Source organism: Nocardiopsis sp. NPDC055824 (genome assembly GCF_053616335.1).
Genome location: NZ_JBSHDN010000151.1, coordinates 1 through 16,318, shown reverse-complemented (window position 1 = coordinate 16,318; position 16,318 = coordinate 1). Strand labels below are relative to the sequence as shown.

Genomic DNA, 16,318 nt, shown 5'->3' with positions numbered 1-16,318 from the left:
GCCACGACGTGGCCGCGGGGGACCGGGCGTGAGGGAACAGGGCTTCCCCTGCCCCGGCCACGAACGCGGGAAGGCTACGGCACCTCTCTCTGCGCGAGAACGCGGCCAGGAGGCAGTCCTGCCCGCCGAGGCAGGGCCCTGACAGCCCGGAGCCGGCGCCGACCTTTCCGGACACGAAGCGGGCTCACCCCCCGGTCGTCCGGGCGTGCGCGACCCCGCCGCCCCGATCGCAGGGGCCGGTCCGCCGCGACGGGACCGCCGGTCGTGCCGGCTTCCGTCACGGCGGACCCGTCTGACGCCCGGTCACCAGGTGAGGGATGTGGTCCACGACTCGCCGTCGGCGGCCACGTAGCAGAAGGCCTCCTGGATCCCGTAGTCCCACGATTCCTCGTTCGGGGCGATGTAGCCGACGAAGTACGTGTCCGGCATGCGCGCGGGGTCCAGGGCGCTTTCGCTCATGGGGCTGCACGTGGCGTCGATGTCGGCGGTGAAGGCCGCCTCCCCGGGCCAGTCGCTCCCTGAGGGGGAGTAGGAGCCGATCACCTGGGCGTTGTGCGGCTCGTCGCAGGAGGTGAGCTCGACCTCGTAGAACTCGGCGGTCGCCGGGTCGATGAAGCAGTCGCCGGTCTCCAGCGTGCACACCGTGGCGTATCCGGGCGAGGGCTCGCACAGGTCGACGGGGGAGGGGCCCTCTCCCTCGCCGGAGGCGGAGGGGAGCGTGCCCGGGATGGACAGGTCCGTGTCCTCCGAGGCGTAGGAACCGGAGTCCGCCTGCGCGACGATGACGGCCGCGGCCGTCCACCCGAGGCCCCACATGCCTGCTGCCAGGAGCCCGACCAGGGAGAAGACGACGCTGATCGCCTTGGCGGCCGCGAACCCGCTTCCGGCTGCCGGGACGAAGGGGGCCGACGCCTCGGCGAGCGGAGGTGTGAACGGCGGACCCGCCGCACCGGGCGTGGGCGCCGGTTGCGGGTACACGCCCGCGTGGAATTCCGCCTGGCCTGCGAACCGGTCCGGCGTGATCGGCGCGGCCGGGTCTGCCCCGGGGGGAGTGGCCGAACCCGAGGGGTCGGTCTGGCTCACCGACCGGTCCGGCGTGAACGGAGCGGCGGGGTCCGTGCCCGAGGGCGCCTCGGCGCCGGAAGGCCCCGCCTCGCCCACGCGCCCGTCGGGTGCGCCGGCCGCCGGGTCGGCGGCGGGTCCGGACGGCCAGGCGGGCTCGGTCGGAGGGGGAGTGCTGTTCGCCGCGGCCCCGGCGTCCTTGCCGGTCGGGCCCGCGGGGCCGGTCATCGCTTCCCGGGGCCCCGCCGCGGACGGTCCTCCGGCGGCGGACGCGCCGCCACCGGCCTGGTCGGCGCCCGGGATCTGGGCCTGGGACGGCGACCGGAGCACCCGGGTGAGGGCCAGGAGCCCGAAGACGATGGCGAAGGGGATGGGCAGGACGAGGAAGCCCAGCAGGCCCAGGACGAGCGCGGCGATGGAGAAGCCGCTGATCTTCCGCTCGTGGACGGTGTTGTGCACCGTGTGGTGGACGTTGTGGTGCGTGTTGCTGGTGTTGTCGCCCATGTGGATCGGGCCCTGATGGTCACCGCCCACGCTCACGTTGTGGTGGCCCGTCACCGTGAAGGAGGACACCCGTATGTTCATCATGGCGGCCACCTCCCTGGTCAGACCCGGGTCCTCCTGCAGGGCCTGCCTGATCCGGCCGTGGAGTTCCCCTGCTGCGCCGGGGTCCTCCGGCGCAGCGGCGAGCCCTCTGACCGCGTCCTCGACCTGGGGTGCGGTCCTCCCGCGCCTGAGCACGGCGGCCAGCACCCGCTGGCCGAGCCGCACGGTGCCGCTCGCCGCCGCGTCCTCGGTCTGTGTCAGCACCGCCTGCCCGTAGGCGCTGATCGCGCCTTTCACATAGGGAAACACCTGGGAGGCGAGTGTTTCGGGATCCATCGAAGGCGCTCCTCCTCGGTTCCGGCGGCATGCGTCGCGATGACGCGAGGGGGCCGGCCGGTGGGGGCCACCACTATAACGACGCGGTGCGCGCGCACAAGGAGGAATGCGACAACGGTTTACCGGGTTCGTGGAAAACGGTCGTTCCACAGCCCTCGGAACAGGAAAAGGAACGGTCTGAAATCGTAGAACGCCCTCGGAGTCGGTGGTTGCGCGTCCATGTCCGGAAGTGGACACGGTTTTTCGAAACCGCTCGGGAGTCTGCCGCTCCACCGGCCTCCTCGCGAACCTGACGAAGGTCCCGAACAGGAAAAACCTGGGAGACGGCGAGGAGTCCGCGTTTGTTTATGGGGCTGGAGAGGCGAAGTTCGTGCGCTTTCTGGTTTTGGGCAAAAGGTCGGATTCGGGGTGATTTAGGGTGAATGTAGAAGCTGCTGCGGGCCATGGCGGGGAGGCGCCCCAGCGGCCCGGTTCCGGACTCGGGGCCGCGGCGGACCGTCACCGTGCGGGCGGTTCCCGCGTACACGGGAACCGCCCCTCGTACGGTCCGGGAACGGGCTCAGTCGCCGGCCAGGGGGTCGTAGGCCTCGCCGGTCACCGGGTTGGTGGCCAGACCCGTCGCGGGGTCGTAGTCCACGTCCATGCCCAGCTCGGGGTCGTGGTACAGCCCGGTGTCCGGGTTGCGCGGCAGACCCACCTCGGGGTCGACCTCCCAGCCGGTGACGGGGTCCACGGTCGGCGCGGGAGCCTCGGAGGGCTGGGCCGAGGGCTCCGCCGTCGGCGCGGCGGAGGGCGCGGGCTCCTCCTCCTGCCGCTCCTCCTCCTGCTCCACCGCCACGACGTCGCTCCTGGCCGCCTGCGACTCCGCGCCGCCCTCGGGGTCGAGCACGCCCCAGCTCACCAGGGCCAGGATGAGGATGCCCAGGCCCACGCGGTAGTAGACGAACGGCATGAAGCTGTGCGTGGAGATGAAGCGCATCAGCCAGGCGATCACCACGAACCCGACCACGCCGGCGACGAGGGTTCCCACGATCGTGGCCCCCCACCCCGCGTACTCGTTCCCGCCGATGTCGGTCAGCTTGTACAGGCCGGAGCCGAACACGGCGGGCAGCGCGAGCAGGAAGGAGTACTCGGCCGCGTCCTTGCGCGTGAACCCGAGCAGCATCCCGCCGGTGACGGTGCCGCCAGACCGGGACACGCCCGGGATGAGGGAGAGGGCCTGGAAGAGGCCGAAGACCAGGCCGCGTGAGGCCGTGAGGTCCTCGATCCCCCGGTGCTTGCGCGTGTACCGGTCGACGATGCCGAGGATCACGCCGAAGACGATGAGGGTCAGCGCGATCAGGCGCAGGTCGCGGAAGACGCTGTCGATCTGCTCCTCCAGGAGCAGGCCCAGGACCACGATCGGCAGGGAGCCGAGGATGACGTACCAGCCCAGGCGCGCGTGGATGTCGCCGCGCAGCTCGCGGTCGAACAGCGACCTGGTCCAGGTGGAGAGGATGGCCCAGATCCGCTGCCGGAAGTAGATCAGGACCGCCAGCTCGGTGCCGAGCTGGCTGACGGCGGTGAAGGCGGCCCCGGGGTCGGGCCAGCCGAAGAACGCGGACATCACGCGCAGGTGTCCGCTGGAGGAGACGGGCAGGAACTCGGTCAGCCCCTGGACCAGGCCGAGGACGATGGCTTCGAAGAGGGACACGGCGGGAACTGCTCCAGGCTGCTTCGGGCGCCCCTGGGGAGGGCGGGGTGGCGGGTGAGCGGCGGGGGATGCTCCGGGAAGCCGGCCGAGGGCGGCGGGGCCCACAGCGTCCGTTCCCGGTCGGATCGGCGCCGCGTTCGGCGGGGCGGGCACGGCGGCCCGCTCCCGGGAGGTCCGAGCGTACGCGGAGCCGCCACCGGAATTCCCGGCGGGTCGGCCGCGACGCAGGCGAGGTGGCGCGGGGTGAGGCGACGGCCGTCCGACGAGAGGCGTCCGAGGCGTGACTCAACGTCACACCATAGCTGCGTCGGGTAGCGGTTCGCGACTCGGGGCGGGGCCGACGGCGCAGGGGCCGAACGCGGCAGGGTTCTTGTCCGGAAGCGGCCAGGGTTTCCCTCCGTACGGGTCACCACCGTGAAACGCCTGTTCCGGGGGTGCGCGTCTTCCCGGTCCCGCGCTCCGTGCGGGCCGGGCGAGGCGTGATCCCCTGCCGCCGGCGCCTGCTCCGCCCCTGCCGTACCCGGTCCCCGTTGCCGCAGACGGGGGCGGGTTCTGGGGCGCCCGAGCGGAATGAACAGCGGCTTTTCGCCCATACCCGACCCCGTGCGGGCCTCCCGGAGAGGGCCCCTAGCGTGAGTGCCACGGACGGACAGCACCAGGGGAGAGAGCCATGGACGTCGTCATCATCGGAGCCGGAGTCGGCGGGCTGGCGGCGGCCGTCGGCCTCAGGCGCAGGGGACACGACGTACGGGTCTTCGAGCGGGGCGAGGTACTGCGCACCGGCGGAGCGGCCCTGGCGCTGTGGTCCAACGGCACGGCGGCCCTGGGCGGGCTGGGCATCGACCCGACCGGGCTGGGGCGCCCCACCGAGGTCATCATCGGATCCACGCACACCGGCGCCGAGCTGTACCGGATCGACCTGCGGTCCGTCTCCGCGCGCCTCGGGTGGCCCAACCTGTGCCTCCCGCGCCGCGAGCTGCTGGACCGGCTGGCGTCGCAACTCCCGGACGGCGTCGTCCGCTTCGGTCCGGCGTGCACCGGTGTGCGACAGGACGCCGACGGCGTGACGGCGCTGTTCGAGGACGGCACCACCGCCCGCGCCGACGCCGTGATCGGCGCGGACGGCGTCCACTCGGCGGTCCGTGCCTGCCTGCGCCCCGGTGACGTGCCCCGCCCGCGCGGCTACGCCAGCTGGCAGGGCCTGACCCCGCTGCCGGTTCCGCTCGCCGAGAGCACCACCTCGCGCTGGCTGACCGGACCCGGGGGGACGTGCGGCATCATCCCCACCGGCGGCGGGATGGTGCAGTGGTGGTTCGACCTCCCCTGGGCCCCCGGGGACCCCGAGCCCGCCTCGCCCGCGGAGGTGCTGCGGGAGCGCTTCGGGGCATGGACCGATCCGGACGTCCGCGCGGTGCTGGCCCACGCGAAGGACGAGGACGTCACCAGCTTCCCCCACGTGCAGACCCCGGTCCCGAAGACCTGGGGCAGCGGGCGGATCACCCTCCTGGGCGACGCCGTGCACGCCTTTCCCCCCTCGACCGCGCAGGGGGCGAACCAGGCGCTGGAGGACGCCCTGGTGCTGAGCGCCGCGCTGGACGGCGTCCCGGGGGCCGACGCGGCCCCGGCCCTGCGCCGGTACGAGCGGGTGCGCGGCCCGCGGGCCGCTCGGGCCTCCTGGGTCTCCGGTCACCAGCCGACCCAGCGTATGAGGGGGACGAGGCCGGTACCGCTCTCCCCGGCCGCGATGGGCGGACTGCTGGAGGGGTATCTGAAGCTGGTCAGCAACGCCCTGCGGAACGCTCCGCGAGGACCGCAGGCCCGGGGCTGACCGCAGGCCGGGCGGCGGGGAGGAAAGGCGGGAACGGGACCGGGCACCGGAGGGCGGTTCCGCCGTCTCCACCGCCGCCGGAGAAAAAAGAACGGATGGCGCAAACGCCTCCGATTTTCCCCACTGGTGTTCCGGGATCCGTTGCGACCTGCGATGACAACGGATCCGACGCTTGCGGCGAAACGCCCGGGAAGACGGCGCTTGGGCCACGATTGGCGCGGAAGCGTTCAAGAGCGGGTCGCGGTGGATAACCTCTCACCATGAGTGTGCGGCGGATTATGGGTATCGAGACCGAGTACGGGATCTCCGTGCCAGGCAACCCCGGGGCCAATGCGATGGTCACCTCCACCCAGGTGGTCAACGCCTACCTGGCCGCCTCGGCGGCCCGGGCGCGACGTGCCCGCTGGGACTTCGAGGAGGAGAACCCGCTGCGCGACGCGCGCGGCTTCGACCTCGCGCGTGAGGTCGCCGACCCCACGCAGCTCACGGACGAGGACCTGGGGCTGGCCAACGTCATCCTCACCAACGGCGCCCGCCTGTACGTGGACCACGCCCACCCCGAGTACTCCGCGCCGGAGGTCACCAACCCGCTCGACGCGGTGCTGTGGGACAAGGCCGGGGAGCGCGTGATGGCGGACGCGTCCGCGCGGGCCGGGACCACCCCGGGCATCGACCCCATCCAGCTGTACAAGAACAACACCGACAACAAGGGCGCCTCCTACGGCTGCCACGAGAACTACCTGATGAACCGGTCGACGCCGTTCGGCGACATCGTCCGGCACCTCATCCCGTTCTTCGTCTCCCGGCAGGTGGTGTGCGGCGCGGGCAAGGTCGGCATCGGCTCGGACGGCCAGGGCAGCGGGTTCCAGATCTCCCAGCGCGCCGACTTCTTCGAGGTCGAGGTGGGTCTGGAGACGACCCTCAAGCGCCCCATCATCAACACCCGGGACGAGCCGCACGCCGACCCCGACCGGTACCGGCGGCTGCACGTCATCATCGGCGACGCCAACATGAGCGAGATCTCCACCTACCTCAAGCTGGGGACGACCGCGCTGGTGCTGTCGATGATCGAGGACGGGTTCCTGAGCGTGGACCTGTCGCTGGAGACCCCGGTGGCGGACCTGAGGGCGGTCTCGCACGATCCGGGGCTCACCCACAGGGTGAAGCTGCGCGACGGGCGCAGGATGACCGCGCTGGAACTGCAGGGCGAGTACCTGGACCAGGCGCGCAAGTACGTGGAGGACCGCTTCGGCACCGACGTCGACCCGGACACCGCCGACGTCCTGGACCGGTGGGAGTCGGTGCTGAGCAGGCTGGGGTCCGACCCGATGAGCCTGGCTGCGGAGCTGGACTGGGTCGCCAAGCTGAAGGTGCTGGAGGGGTACCGGTCGCGGGACAACCTGGAGTGGTCGCACCCACGCCTGCAGCTGGTGGACCTCCAGTACTCGGACGTGCGCCCGGAGAAGGGCATCTACAACCGGCTGGTGGCCCGCGGCCGTATGCAGCGCCTGGTGGAGGAGGCCGAGGTGAACCGCGCGGTCACCGAGCCGCCGGAGGACACCCGGGCCTACTTCCGGGGCCGCTGCCTGGCCAAGTACGCGGACGAGGTCGCCGCGGCCTCCTGGGACTCGGTGATCTTCGACCTGCCCGGCTACGACTCCCTCCAGCGGGTTCCCACCCTGGAGCCCCGCCGGGGAACCAAGGAGCACGTGGGAGCCCTGCTGGACGCTTCGGACACCGCGGCGGACCTGGTCGCGGTGCTCACCCGCAGGCAGTGAGGTACTGAGACGACGTCTGGGGCGGGACCGCGAGGTTCCGCCCCTCGGTCGCTGCGGTCCCCCGTTTGATCACGCGGAGATAACGCCCTGCGTTTGCGCAGGTAGACAACTGTGAGCCCCGCGCACGCGGGGATGGACCGGCCGTCCACTCCAGCAGGGTTTCGATGCCCGAGTGAGCCCCGCGCACGCGGGGATGGACCGGGGGCATCGAGCATCTGGCGGGCGCGGTCGTTGTGAGCCCCGCGCACGCGGGGACAGACTCGGCGGACAGCGGCGGAAGTGTGAGCCCGTGCACACCGGAGTTCCGCACGGGGTGGCCCTCCAAACCGTGCCTGAGGACGGTTTTCGCAGGCCAGGCGCCGACCGCTATGTCCTGAAAGCCTGTGGCGGGATCCCCGCTTCCGAGGCCGCTCCGAGTCGTGTGGCAGTCCCATGTTTGCCCGCGGCGAATCGGGTAGAGAGGGGTGTAACGCATCTGCGCGCCCCGAGGACCAGGGGGTACGGCCTCTACGGTCGTGCGGTCCCGGGATGACACAGCGCGGGTGCGGGGCCGGGCGCTCATGGGGGTGCGCGCGCGGCCCGCGCCGGACCGCCGGTATCGGGGGATGCCGCAGGGTCCGGCGAGACGCGGAGGCCCCCGCGCGACCGAGCGTCGCGCGGGGGCACTTCCCTTTTCCGGGACGGACGGGCGCCCGAGGGCTGCTCCGCAGCCGACCCCTCGCCGGAAGGGGTCACGCCGCCGGCGGCTGCCCGGGCTCGCTCGCGGGCTCGCCCCCCTGGGCCGCGGCCTCGCGTACGGCCTCGGCGATGGCGTGGAAGTCCTTCTTGAGGATCGCGCCGTGGTTGCTGGGGACCTTCGCGCTGACCCGGATGCGGGGGTTGCGCGCGGTCACCTCGTCGAGACTGGTGCGTATCTGTTCCTGCTCGTCACCCTTGCTGCCGAAGGACGTCCCCGAGGCGACCACGTACCGTGTCGGGACGGCGATGGCGTCCAGCACCGGGCCCAGTTCGCCTTCCCGGGAGATCCGGCCGAGCTCGATGTTGCTGTCCGCCATCTGCTCGGCGTTCATCCGCGGGGTCAGGCCCGTCGGACGCATCAGCGTCATGAAGGGGCTCAACCGCTTGAACAGCTTCCGGATCCGCTGCTCCGTGGCCTCGTCGATCCAGTCGTAGGGGAAGGCGCCGTCGACCAGGACCGCGCCCAGGGCCCGGTCCGGGTTGCGGCTGGCCCAGTGCGCTCCGACGAACGCGCCGTAGGACCAGCCCACGACCAGGGCCCGCTCCACGCCCCTGGCCGCCAGGACGGCGTCGACGTCGCGGACGGCGATCTCGAAGGAGTAGTCCGCCGACGTCTGCGACTTCCTGCCGCGGGCCCGTTCGTCGTAGGTGATGTGCCGCCATCCGGGGCCCAGGTCGGCGATGACCCGGCGCCAGTAGCCCTGGGTGGCGAACTGTCCGTTGAGGTAGACGACGGGGGTGCCGGGGCCGCCGGTGTCGGTGACGGCCAGCGCCGTGTCGTCGACCGGCACCATGCCGGTCCATGCCGCGCGGGTCGGGGAAGTGCTGTTCTTCGTCATGTCTCGCCTTGTCCTGTCTGGTTTTCTGCGGGAGTGGTCAGGGCTCCGTGTCGGCCCGGTCGTGCTTTCTCAGAGGCTGCTGGCGGTGATGTCGCCGAGCGAGGTGGTGGCGCGGATGTCGAGTTCGGCGGCGCCGTCGTTCTTGAGGGCGTTGCTGATGCGGCCCCGGTCGGCGCCGGCGTCCAGGGAGGCCGAGACGCCGGTGGCGGCGGTGACCGAGATGTCGCCGGACTGGGTGCGCAGTACGACCGTGCCGCGTACCGCTTCGGCGATGCGGATGTCGCCCCGGGTGGTGCTGATCTCGGCGGGGCCGTTGAGTCGGCCGACCTCGACGTCGCCGTCGATGGCGGTGAGGCGGACGCTCGCGGCCTCGTCGATCTTGGTCCGCCGGTGGGAGCCCTCGAAGGCGACGTCACCGAGGCGTCCGACACCGCGCAGCTCTGTGGCGGCGGACGTGGCCTCGACGGCCGAGCCGGCGGGCAGCCGGACGGTGACGTCCAGGGACCCGGTGGAGCCGAAGAGCCGGTCGGGGGCCGGGGCCGTGATCCGCAGGACGCCGTCGGTGTAGGCGACGGTGGTCTGCTCGGCGGCCCTGGTGTCGCGGTTCTTTGAGGGGTCGGCGGGCCGGACCTCGACGGTGGTGTCGGCACGGTCCGCGGCGATGATCTGGATGCGGCCGGCGGGGACGTCCAGGACGGCGGAGACCGGGGTGGGGGTGGTGAACTTCTGCATCGTGTGCTCCCGTGCTCGTTTGTTTCTGATACGGGAAACGCTACGTTGTCTTTCCTTGTTCGGCAACATCCTTGTTGCGCGAAATTGCCATCAGCGCAGGTGAATACCGTGAAAGTGTTGCAGTGAGAGTCGAGATAATGCAACGATGGGGGTGTTGTTCATTGCAATGGTTGAAGGATGAACGCTATGGGGGGCCGGTCGGGGCCGCCGCTCCCGGTCAGCTGTGCCAGATGCCGTCGAAGCAGGGCATGGGGTCCAGGCTCAGCGCGGTCCACAGCTCCAACCGGGTGCGGGGGTCGTCCAGGGACCGGCCCATGACCCGCTCGGCGATGCGCAGCCGCGAACGCAGCGTGTTGCGGTGGATCCCGAGGTCCCGTGCGGTCGCCTCCACCTGGGCGCTGTTGTCCAGGTAGTGCAGCAGCGTGTGCGCCAGCTCCGTCGCGTTGCGCGCGTCGTGGTCGCGCAGCTGCCCCAGGACCGCCTGGTCGAAGACGCGTGCTCCGGTCGCCGGGACCGAGGACCGGAGCAGGGCCCACGCGTCGGCCTCGTCCACGTGCCGGTAGCCGTCGGCGGCGGCGTTGCGGGCCCGGTCCACGGCGGAGGGCAGGTCGTCCGGACGGCGCGCGCCGCACGCACCCGCGGCGGAGGGGCCGTCCGCCTCCGAGGCCAGGGCCGTGAACAGGCGCTCCCCGGTGTGCGGCCGACCGCTCGCGGGCAGCACCGCCAGCAGCACGTCGTCCAGGGCGGCGAGTCCCACCCGGTGGGCCACGTCGGTGTCGCCCAGCACGTCGACCAGCGCGTCCGCCGCGCGGTCCATCAGGGCGACCGGGTCGGGGGTTCGCAGGCACACCACCTCCCACGGGGGGACGGGCAGGGTCAGCTGGACCTGGGGGCGTCCGGTCGCGACGGCGCGGAGCACGGGCGCGCGCTCGCGGTACAGCGCCCGCCGGGCGTCGCGCGAGTGCAGGAGGTCCACCGCCAGCAGCGACGCCGCGTGGTTGGCGAGCATCCGCACGTGGGGGGTGACCGGGAACGGGCAGTGCAGCGCCAACCAGCCCAGCGTCCGCCCGGCCGGGCCCAGCGTCTGGAGCAGGATCGTCGCGTCCCCGTCCGCCAGCAGCGTCATCCCGCGCGGGCGTCCCGCCAGCGCCGAGCGCACCGTCGCGTGCCAGGGGGGCTCGGTGTCCGGCACCGACACACTGGTCATCCCGTTCCGGTCCAGCAGGAGGGACGCCCCGGCCGTCGACGAGGACAGCTCTCCCATCACCCCGGCGGGCCCCGACCGCAGGGCGGCGCGCGCCATCGCGTCCTGCGCGGTCAGCAGCCGGTGCTGTTCCCGTGTCCGCTCGGCCGCGTAGTGGTCGGCGACCGTCTCCACCACCGCGATGAACGGGGTCTCGCCCTCCACCCGCAGGACCGGCAGACCCAGGGCGTCGCCCTCCTCCAGCACCTCGGGCGGGATCTCGCGCAGCCAGACGTCGATCGCGAAGGCCAGTCCCGCGCACCCGGCCCCGTGCAGGCGGCGGACGTACTCCCGGCGCGACCGCTCGTCGGAGCCCAGCCCCAGCCCGACCGTCAGCACCAGTTCGCCGCCGCGGAGCCACCGCACCGGGTCGTGCAGCTCGGTCACGTGCGCCCATCGGATGGACCGGCCCAGGCCGGTGTGCCCGGCCGCGGCCCGCACCTCCAGGGCGGGGTTCGCGGTGATGTCGCCGACCGTGATCGTCACGGGATCCCACCTCCGGAGGGGGTTGTGTGCACCTTGCACATTTGTAACAGCGCGTGGAGTGCGGACCGTCCCGACCCGGGCGGCGTCGGGGTGTCTACGGTCACAACAACATCCGAACCGGCTGTGGCCAGCGGCGACACCCCTCCCAGGGGTGCGGCCGGGACTCACCGAACGCGCAACGGAGTACACATGTCAGACCGGACCGCCCCCACGTCCTCGCACCCGGCGCGTGCGGCGATAGCGGCCTTCGTGGGCACCACCATCGAGTGGTTCGACTTCTACGTCTACGCCACGGCCGCCAGCCTGGTGTTCGGCACCCTGTTCTTCCCGCCCGGCACCGACCCCATGATCGGGCTGATGGCGTCCTTCGCCACCTTCTCCGTGGGCTTCTTCGCGCGCCCGCTCGGCGGGATCGTCTTCGGCCACTTCGGTGACCGGCTCGGTCGCAAGTCGGCGCTGGTCATCACGCTGCTGATGATGGGCGTGGCCACGTTCTGCGTGGGCCTCCTGCCCACCTACGAGCAGGCCGGCTTCATCGCCCCGCTGCTCCTGGTGCTGCTGCGCTTCGTGCAGGGCATCGCCGTGGGCGGGGAGTGGGGCGGCGCCGTCCTGATGGCTGTCGAGCACGCCCCCGAGAACCGCAAGACGTTCTACGGCGCCTTCGCCCAGCTGGGCAACCCCGCCGGCGCCCTGCTCGCCACCGGTTCGTTCGGGCTCATCGCCGCCTGGGACGCCGACCTGCTGTACACCTGGGGCTGGCGCCTGCCCTTCCTCGCCTCGGTCCTGCTGGTCCTGGTGGGCCTGCTGATCCGGTTGAAGGTCGAGGAGTCCCCGGTCTTCGAGGCCGTCCAGGAGAACGACGGCCGGCCGGCGGAACTGCCCCTGCGCGAGGCCGTGCGCACCTCGTGGCGCCCCCTGCTGCTGGGCATCGGCATCCTGCCCGTGGCCGTCGGCGGCTACTACATCGTCACCACGTTCCTCCAGGCCTACGGCGTCGAGGTCGGCGTCAGCGAACAGGTCATCCTCAACGGCCTGAGCCTGGCCGCGTTCGTCGAGCTGGTCGCCACCCTCGGGGTGTCCTGGCTGGGCGACCGATTCGGCACCGTCCGGGTCGTCACCATCGGCCTGGTGGGGGTCATCGTCCTGGCCCTGCCCCAGTTCCTGGTCATGGAGACCGGCAGCACCCTCCTGATCTTCGTGATGCTGTGCGTCATGCGCCTGGCCATGGCCGCCGTCTACGGCCCCATCGCCCGCGTCCTCGCCCAGATGTTCCCGCCCCGGGCCCGCTACACCAGCATCTCCATCGCCTACCAGGTCGCGGGCGCCGTCTTCGGCGGCCTGTCCCCGATCGTGTGCACGGCCCTGTTCGCCGTGACCGGCAGCATCCTGCCCGTCGCCGGCCTGCTCATGGCCATGGCCGTGGTGAGCATCGCCTGCCTGGCCAAGGCCCCCCGCCACCAGGACGACGACCTGGTCACCGCCGCCTGACGCGGCCGTCCGCACACCCGCCGCCGCACCGCGGCGGCACCACCGCACACCCACCGCCGCCGGGCCCTTCCGTCCGGCGGCACCCCACCCAGGGAGGAACCGCACCCGTGTCCGGTCTGCTCATCCACAACGCCAACGTCCTGACCATGGACGACACCAACCCGCGGGCCGAGGCCGTCGCCGTGCTCGACGGACGGGTCCGCCTCGCCGGGAGCGTCGAGGCCGCCAGAGCCGCCGCAGGTCCCGGCGCGACCGAGGTGGACGCGGGCGGGCGGACCGTCCTGCCCGGGTTCATCGACCCGCACAACCACCTGCTGTCCACCGCCGAGTCGCTGGCCGCCGTCGACGCCGGCTACCCGCGCGTGGGCAGTGCGGCCGACCTGGTCGCGGTCATCGGGGCCGAGGCCGAGCGGACCCCGCCGGGGCAGTGGATCCGCGCCTTCCACATGGACGACGCCAAGTTCCCCGGGGGCCGCCCCACCCGCCGCGACCTGGACGGCGCCACCGGCGAGCACCCGGTCATCGTCTACCACGTCTCGGGCCACCAGGCGGTGGTGAACTCCGCCGCCCTGGCCTGGAGCGGTATCGGCGAGGACGTCCCCGACCCGTCGGGCGGCTCCTTCGTGCGCGACGAGGGCGGGCGCCTGACCGGGATGGTCCTGGACTCGGCTATGGAGCTGCTGCTGCCCCTGGCGGTCGACATCGGCTGCCACGGCCCCAACTTCCACACCGACCTCCCGGCCGAGCAGCTGCTGGGCTGGCTCTCCGCCGCCGCCGTCCCCTACCTGTCGGCCGGTGTCACCACCGTGTGCGACCCGCAGGTGTCGGCGCGCGAGCTGCGCGTCTACCGGGCTGCCCGCGCCGCCGGGACCCTGCCGCTGCGCACGTTCGGCATGCCGCTCTCCCACCAGCTGGACTCGCTCACCCACGCGGGGCTGGCGAGCCCCTTCGGCGACGACTGGCTGCGCCTGACCGGCATGAAGTTCTACTCCGACGGGACCCTCCTTGGCGGTACAGCCAAGTTCAGCGTCCCCTACGGCGAGCGGGGCGAGTTCGCGGGCAGCCTCTACCACCACCCCGACCAGCTCGTCGACCTGGTGACGCGGGCGGCGGCAGAGGGCTGGCAGGTGGCCATCCACACCCAGGGCGACGCGGCGATGGAGAACACCCTGGCCGCCATCGCCTCGGCCGCGCGCGTGTCCGGCCCGGACCCGCGCCCGCGGGTGGAGCACTGCGGCTACCCGACCCCGGAGCAGGCCAAGCGCTTCACCGACTACGGGGTCATCCCGGTCAACCAGCCCAACTTCCTGTACGACAGCGGCGGCGACTTCGTCCGCCGCCTCGGCGAGCGGGCGCACCGGCTCCAGCCGATGCGCGAGGAGATCGACCTGGGTCTGCGCCCGGTGCTGTCCAGCGACTCGTTCGTGTCCAGCCTGCGTCCGATGGACACCGTCGCCAACGCGGTGTGCCGTACCACCCGGGAGGGCGCCCCGATCGGTGTCGAGCAGGCAGTCACCCTGCACGAGGCGCTGCGCGCCCACACACTGGACGCCGCCCACGCCCTCGGTGTGGAGGACCGGCTGGGGGCCCTGCGCCCCGGATACCTGGCCGACCTGGTGGTCCTGGACCGCGACGTCGAGTCTCTGCCGGAGCAGCGGCTGCGCGAGGTCGACGCCTGGTTGACGGTGCTGGACGGGCGCGTCGCCCACCGCGCCTCCTGAGGGGCCTGCCCGGTCCCGCCGCACGCGGGGGCCGGGCGGAGCACCGGGGCGGCGCCGGGCACCCGGTGCCGCCCCGGGGACATGGGCGTCCCCGCCCGCTGACGCGGACGGGGACGGTCAGGGGTGGTGAGGAGGGTCAGCTGGTGCGGATGCTGACGCCCCAGGAGTTCACCATCGGCAGGACCTCCTGGTAGAAGGTGGTGCCGCCGACGGAGCAGTTGCCGGAGCCACCGGAGGTGACGCCCTGGGCCTGCGAGCCGGAGATGAACGAGCCGCCGGAGTCACCGGGCTCGGCGCACACGTTGGTGCGGGTGAGCGAGTAGACGGTGCCCTGCGGGTAGCTCACCGTCTGGTTGCGGGCCTGGATGGTGCCGCAGTGCCAGCCGGTGGTGGAGCCGGAGCGGCAGATGGCGGAGCCGACGGCGGCCTGGCTGGTGCCGGTGACGCTCTGGTAGCCGCCGGAGTTGTAGCGGGAGACCAGGTTGGTCAGCGTGAAGTTGGAGGTGCCCCGCACGAACGCGGCGTCGTTGCCGGGGAAGACCGAGTTCTGGAAGGTGCCGCGGCCGTTGCCGATGGTCACCGCGGTGCCGACGCGGCCGCAGTGGCCGGCGGTGACGAAGCCGGGCTGTCCGGCGCTGTTGGTGGCGGCGAAGCCGACCGAGCAGCGTCCGCCCATGGTGTAGGCGAGGCCGCCGATGATGTCGGCGTAGGTCTCGGGGGTCTCGCTGGTCTCCTGGACCTGGACGGCGGAGGCGTCCACGCCCGCCTCGGCGAGCAGGGCGTCGATGTCGGCGCCGGAGCCCTCCAGGACCTCGACCACGACGGTGTCGCTCGTGACGTCCGGGTACCAGCCGACGATGCCCTCCGGGACGTCGGCCGCGTTGAGGTCGTCCACGACCTCGGCCAGGCCCTCGGTCCCGTAGGAGACGACGCTCGCCTCGGCGCCGGTCGCCTCGACGGCCTCGACCGCCGCGGCGTCGGTCACCAGGACGGTGAGGGTGTGGGTGTCGATGTCGAAGGTGGAACCGCCGTAGGCGGAGCCGGCTGCCTCGGTGGCCTCTGCGTCGATCTCCAGGGCGGCCTCCTGGGCCTCCAGGAGGGACTCGGCCTCGGACTGGGTGAGGTCGAGGTCCCGCTCGAGGGCCTCGAACATGCTGGCGGCGTTGTCGTCGGCGACGGGGCCCTGGGGGAGGGGGGCGGTCGCCGCGAGGGCTCCCGGTGCCAGGGACAGGGCCAGGCCGAAGGCCAGGGCTCCCGTGCCGATGGCGGAGATGACGGGGGAGGGTCGCATGGGTGTCTACTCTCCAAGGGGGATCAAGGGGGATTCGGAGTGTCCGCGCCGGTAGGGACGGAAACCCCATTTCCGAAGGACGGAGTTGTTCCGACGTCCGGAATTCACCGAGACATCCGGTAAACGATCCCCAACATAAATGGACACTTTGGTGAGGGAAAGACCCGCTCTGTGTTGATCTATTCAGACGTACGAAGGATCGTCCGATGACCCTCTGTTCCGTCATGGCTACGCGTAGCCGTCCGGTGTGCGACCTTGCGGTTTCCGCAGTCGGGCGCTCACGGATCGAAGCGGTGGCCCGTGCGCAAGGGATGCTCCGTGGCCGGATGCGGACACCGGTACCCGGTACCGTTCGTGACAGCCCGGCTACCTGGATGTAACACCAGAGGTCACAGAGGTGCCAAAGGGGCTGTGCGGACGGTTCGCGGCGCGGCCCCGGGCGCGGACGTCTGGCCGGATGCGGACGCGTGGGCGGCCGGCGCCCCTTCGGGACGCCCGCCCCCCCCCGGGGGGGCACCCCCGCACGCCCCAGGACGT

At 72.2% G+C, this 16,318-nt stretch carries 10 protein-coding genes; 4 read left to right on the top strand and 6 right to left on the bottom strand.

Annotation, left to right across the window (positions count from 1 at the left end; translation table 11 throughout):
• Positions 1-303: 303 nt before the first annotated feature.
• Positions 304-1,944 (bottom strand): septum formation family protein, encoded by a 1,641-nt coding sequence (locus ACWGL3_RS23935; RefSeq protein ID WP_267945331.1) that lies wholly within the window; start codon positions 1,942-1,944, stop codon positions 304-306.
• A gap of 559 nt (positions 1,945-2,503) precedes the next feature.
• Positions 2,504-3,637 carry an undecaprenyl-diphosphate phosphatase gene (locus ACWGL3_RS23930; RefSeq protein WP_267945330.1) on the bottom strand — a complete coding sequence of 378 codons (1,134 nt, stop codon included), beginning with the start codon at positions 3,635-3,637 and terminating at the stop codon, positions 2,504-2,506.
• Positions 3,638-4,307: 670 nt separating this feature from the next.
• Between ACWGL3_RS23930 and ACWGL3_RS23925 the strand changes: the two genes are divergently transcribed.
• Both ACWGL3_RS23925 and dop read left to right on the top strand, forming a co-directional pair.
• Entirely contained in the window at positions 4,308-5,465 is a 1,158-nt protein-coding gene (locus ACWGL3_RS23925; protein ID WP_267945329.1) for an FAD-dependent oxidoreductase, read from the top strand.
• A gap of 260 nt (positions 5,466-5,725) precedes the next feature.
• Positions 5,726-7,243 carry a depupylase/deamidase Dop gene (gene dop, locus ACWGL3_RS23920; protein WP_344180649.1) on the top strand — a complete coding sequence of 506 codons (1,518 nt, stop codon included), beginning with the start codon at positions 5,726-5,728 and terminating at the stop codon, positions 7,241-7,243.
• A gap of 731 nt (positions 7,244-7,974) precedes the next feature.
• Here dop and ACWGL3_RS23915 read toward each other — a convergent pair.
• From ACWGL3_RS23915 to ACWGL3_RS23905, 3 genes are all read right to left on the bottom strand, one after another.
• Positions 7,975-8,820: an alpha/beta fold hydrolase gene (locus ACWGL3_RS23915; protein WP_267945328.1), complete on the bottom strand. Its 846-nt coding sequence runs from the start codon at positions 8,818-8,820 to the stop codon at positions 7,975-7,977.
• A 69-nt stretch (positions 8,821-8,889) separates the two neighbouring features.
• Complete coding sequence (locus ACWGL3_RS23910) at positions 8,890-9,552, bottom strand: DUF4097 family beta strand repeat-containing protein (RefSeq protein WP_452461813.1); 663 nt, start codon at positions 9,550-9,552, stop codon at positions 8,890-8,892.
• A gap of 217 nt (positions 9,553-9,769) precedes the next feature.
• Positions 9,770-11,281, bottom strand: coding sequence for a PucR family transcriptional regulator (locus ACWGL3_RS23905; protein ID WP_267945326.1), 1,512 nt, complete (start codon positions 11,279-11,281; stop codon positions 9,770-9,772).
• A 189-nt stretch (positions 11,282-11,470) separates the two neighbouring features.
• Here ACWGL3_RS23905 and ACWGL3_RS23900 point away from each other — a divergent pair, with 189 nt between their 5' ends.
• The gene (locus ACWGL3_RS23900) at positions 11,471-12,769 is read left to right on the top strand and encodes an MFS transporter (protein ID WP_267945325.1); all 1,299 of its coding nucleotides are present in this window, start codon (positions 11,471-11,473) and stop codon (positions 12,767-12,769) included.
• A gap of 107 nt (positions 12,770-12,876) precedes the next feature.
• Positions 12,877-14,490: an amidohydrolase gene (locus tag ACWGL3_RS23895; protein ID WP_344180655.1), complete on the top strand. Its 1,614-nt coding sequence runs from the start codon at positions 12,877-12,879 to the stop codon at positions 14,488-14,490.
• 136 nt (positions 14,491-14,626) lie between these two features.
• Here the strand turns inward: ACWGL3_RS23895 and ACWGL3_RS23890 are convergent, their stop codons facing one another.
• Positions 14,627-15,781 carry a S1 family peptidase gene (locus ACWGL3_RS23890; RefSeq protein WP_267945323.1) on the bottom strand — a complete coding sequence of 385 codons (1,155 nt, stop codon included), beginning with the start codon at positions 15,779-15,781 and terminating at the stop codon, positions 14,627-14,629.
• Between the last annotated feature and the right edge of the window lie 537 nt (positions 15,782-16,318).

Coding starts and splice junctions, on each gene's coding strand:
- ACWGL3_RS23935 (WP_267945331.1), bottom strand. CDS start 1,944: ATGGATCCCGAAACACTCGCCTCCCAGGTGTTTCCCTATGTGAAAGGC.
- ACWGL3_RS23925 (WP_267945329.1), top strand. CDS start 4,308: ATGGACGTCGTCATCATCGGAGCCGGAGTCGGCGGGCTGGCGGCGGCC.
- dop (WP_344180649.1), top strand. CDS start 5,726: ATGAGTGTGCGGCGGATTATGGGTATCGAGACCGAGTACGGGATCTCC.
- ACWGL3_RS23915 (WP_267945328.1), bottom strand. CDS start 8,820: ATGACGAAGAACAGCACTTCCCCGACCCGCGCGGCATGGACCGGCATG.
- ACWGL3_RS23910 (WP_452461813.1), bottom strand. CDS start 9,552: ATGCAGAAGTTCACCACCCCCACCCCGGTCTCCGCCGTCCTGGACGTC.
- ACWGL3_RS23900 (WP_267945325.1), top strand. CDS start 11,471: ATGTCAGACCGGACCGCCCCCACGTCCTCGCACCCGGCGCGTGCGGCG.
- ACWGL3_RS23890 (WP_267945323.1), bottom strand. CDS start 15,781: ATGCGACCCTCCCCCGTCATCTCCGCCATCGGCACGGGAGCCCTGGCC.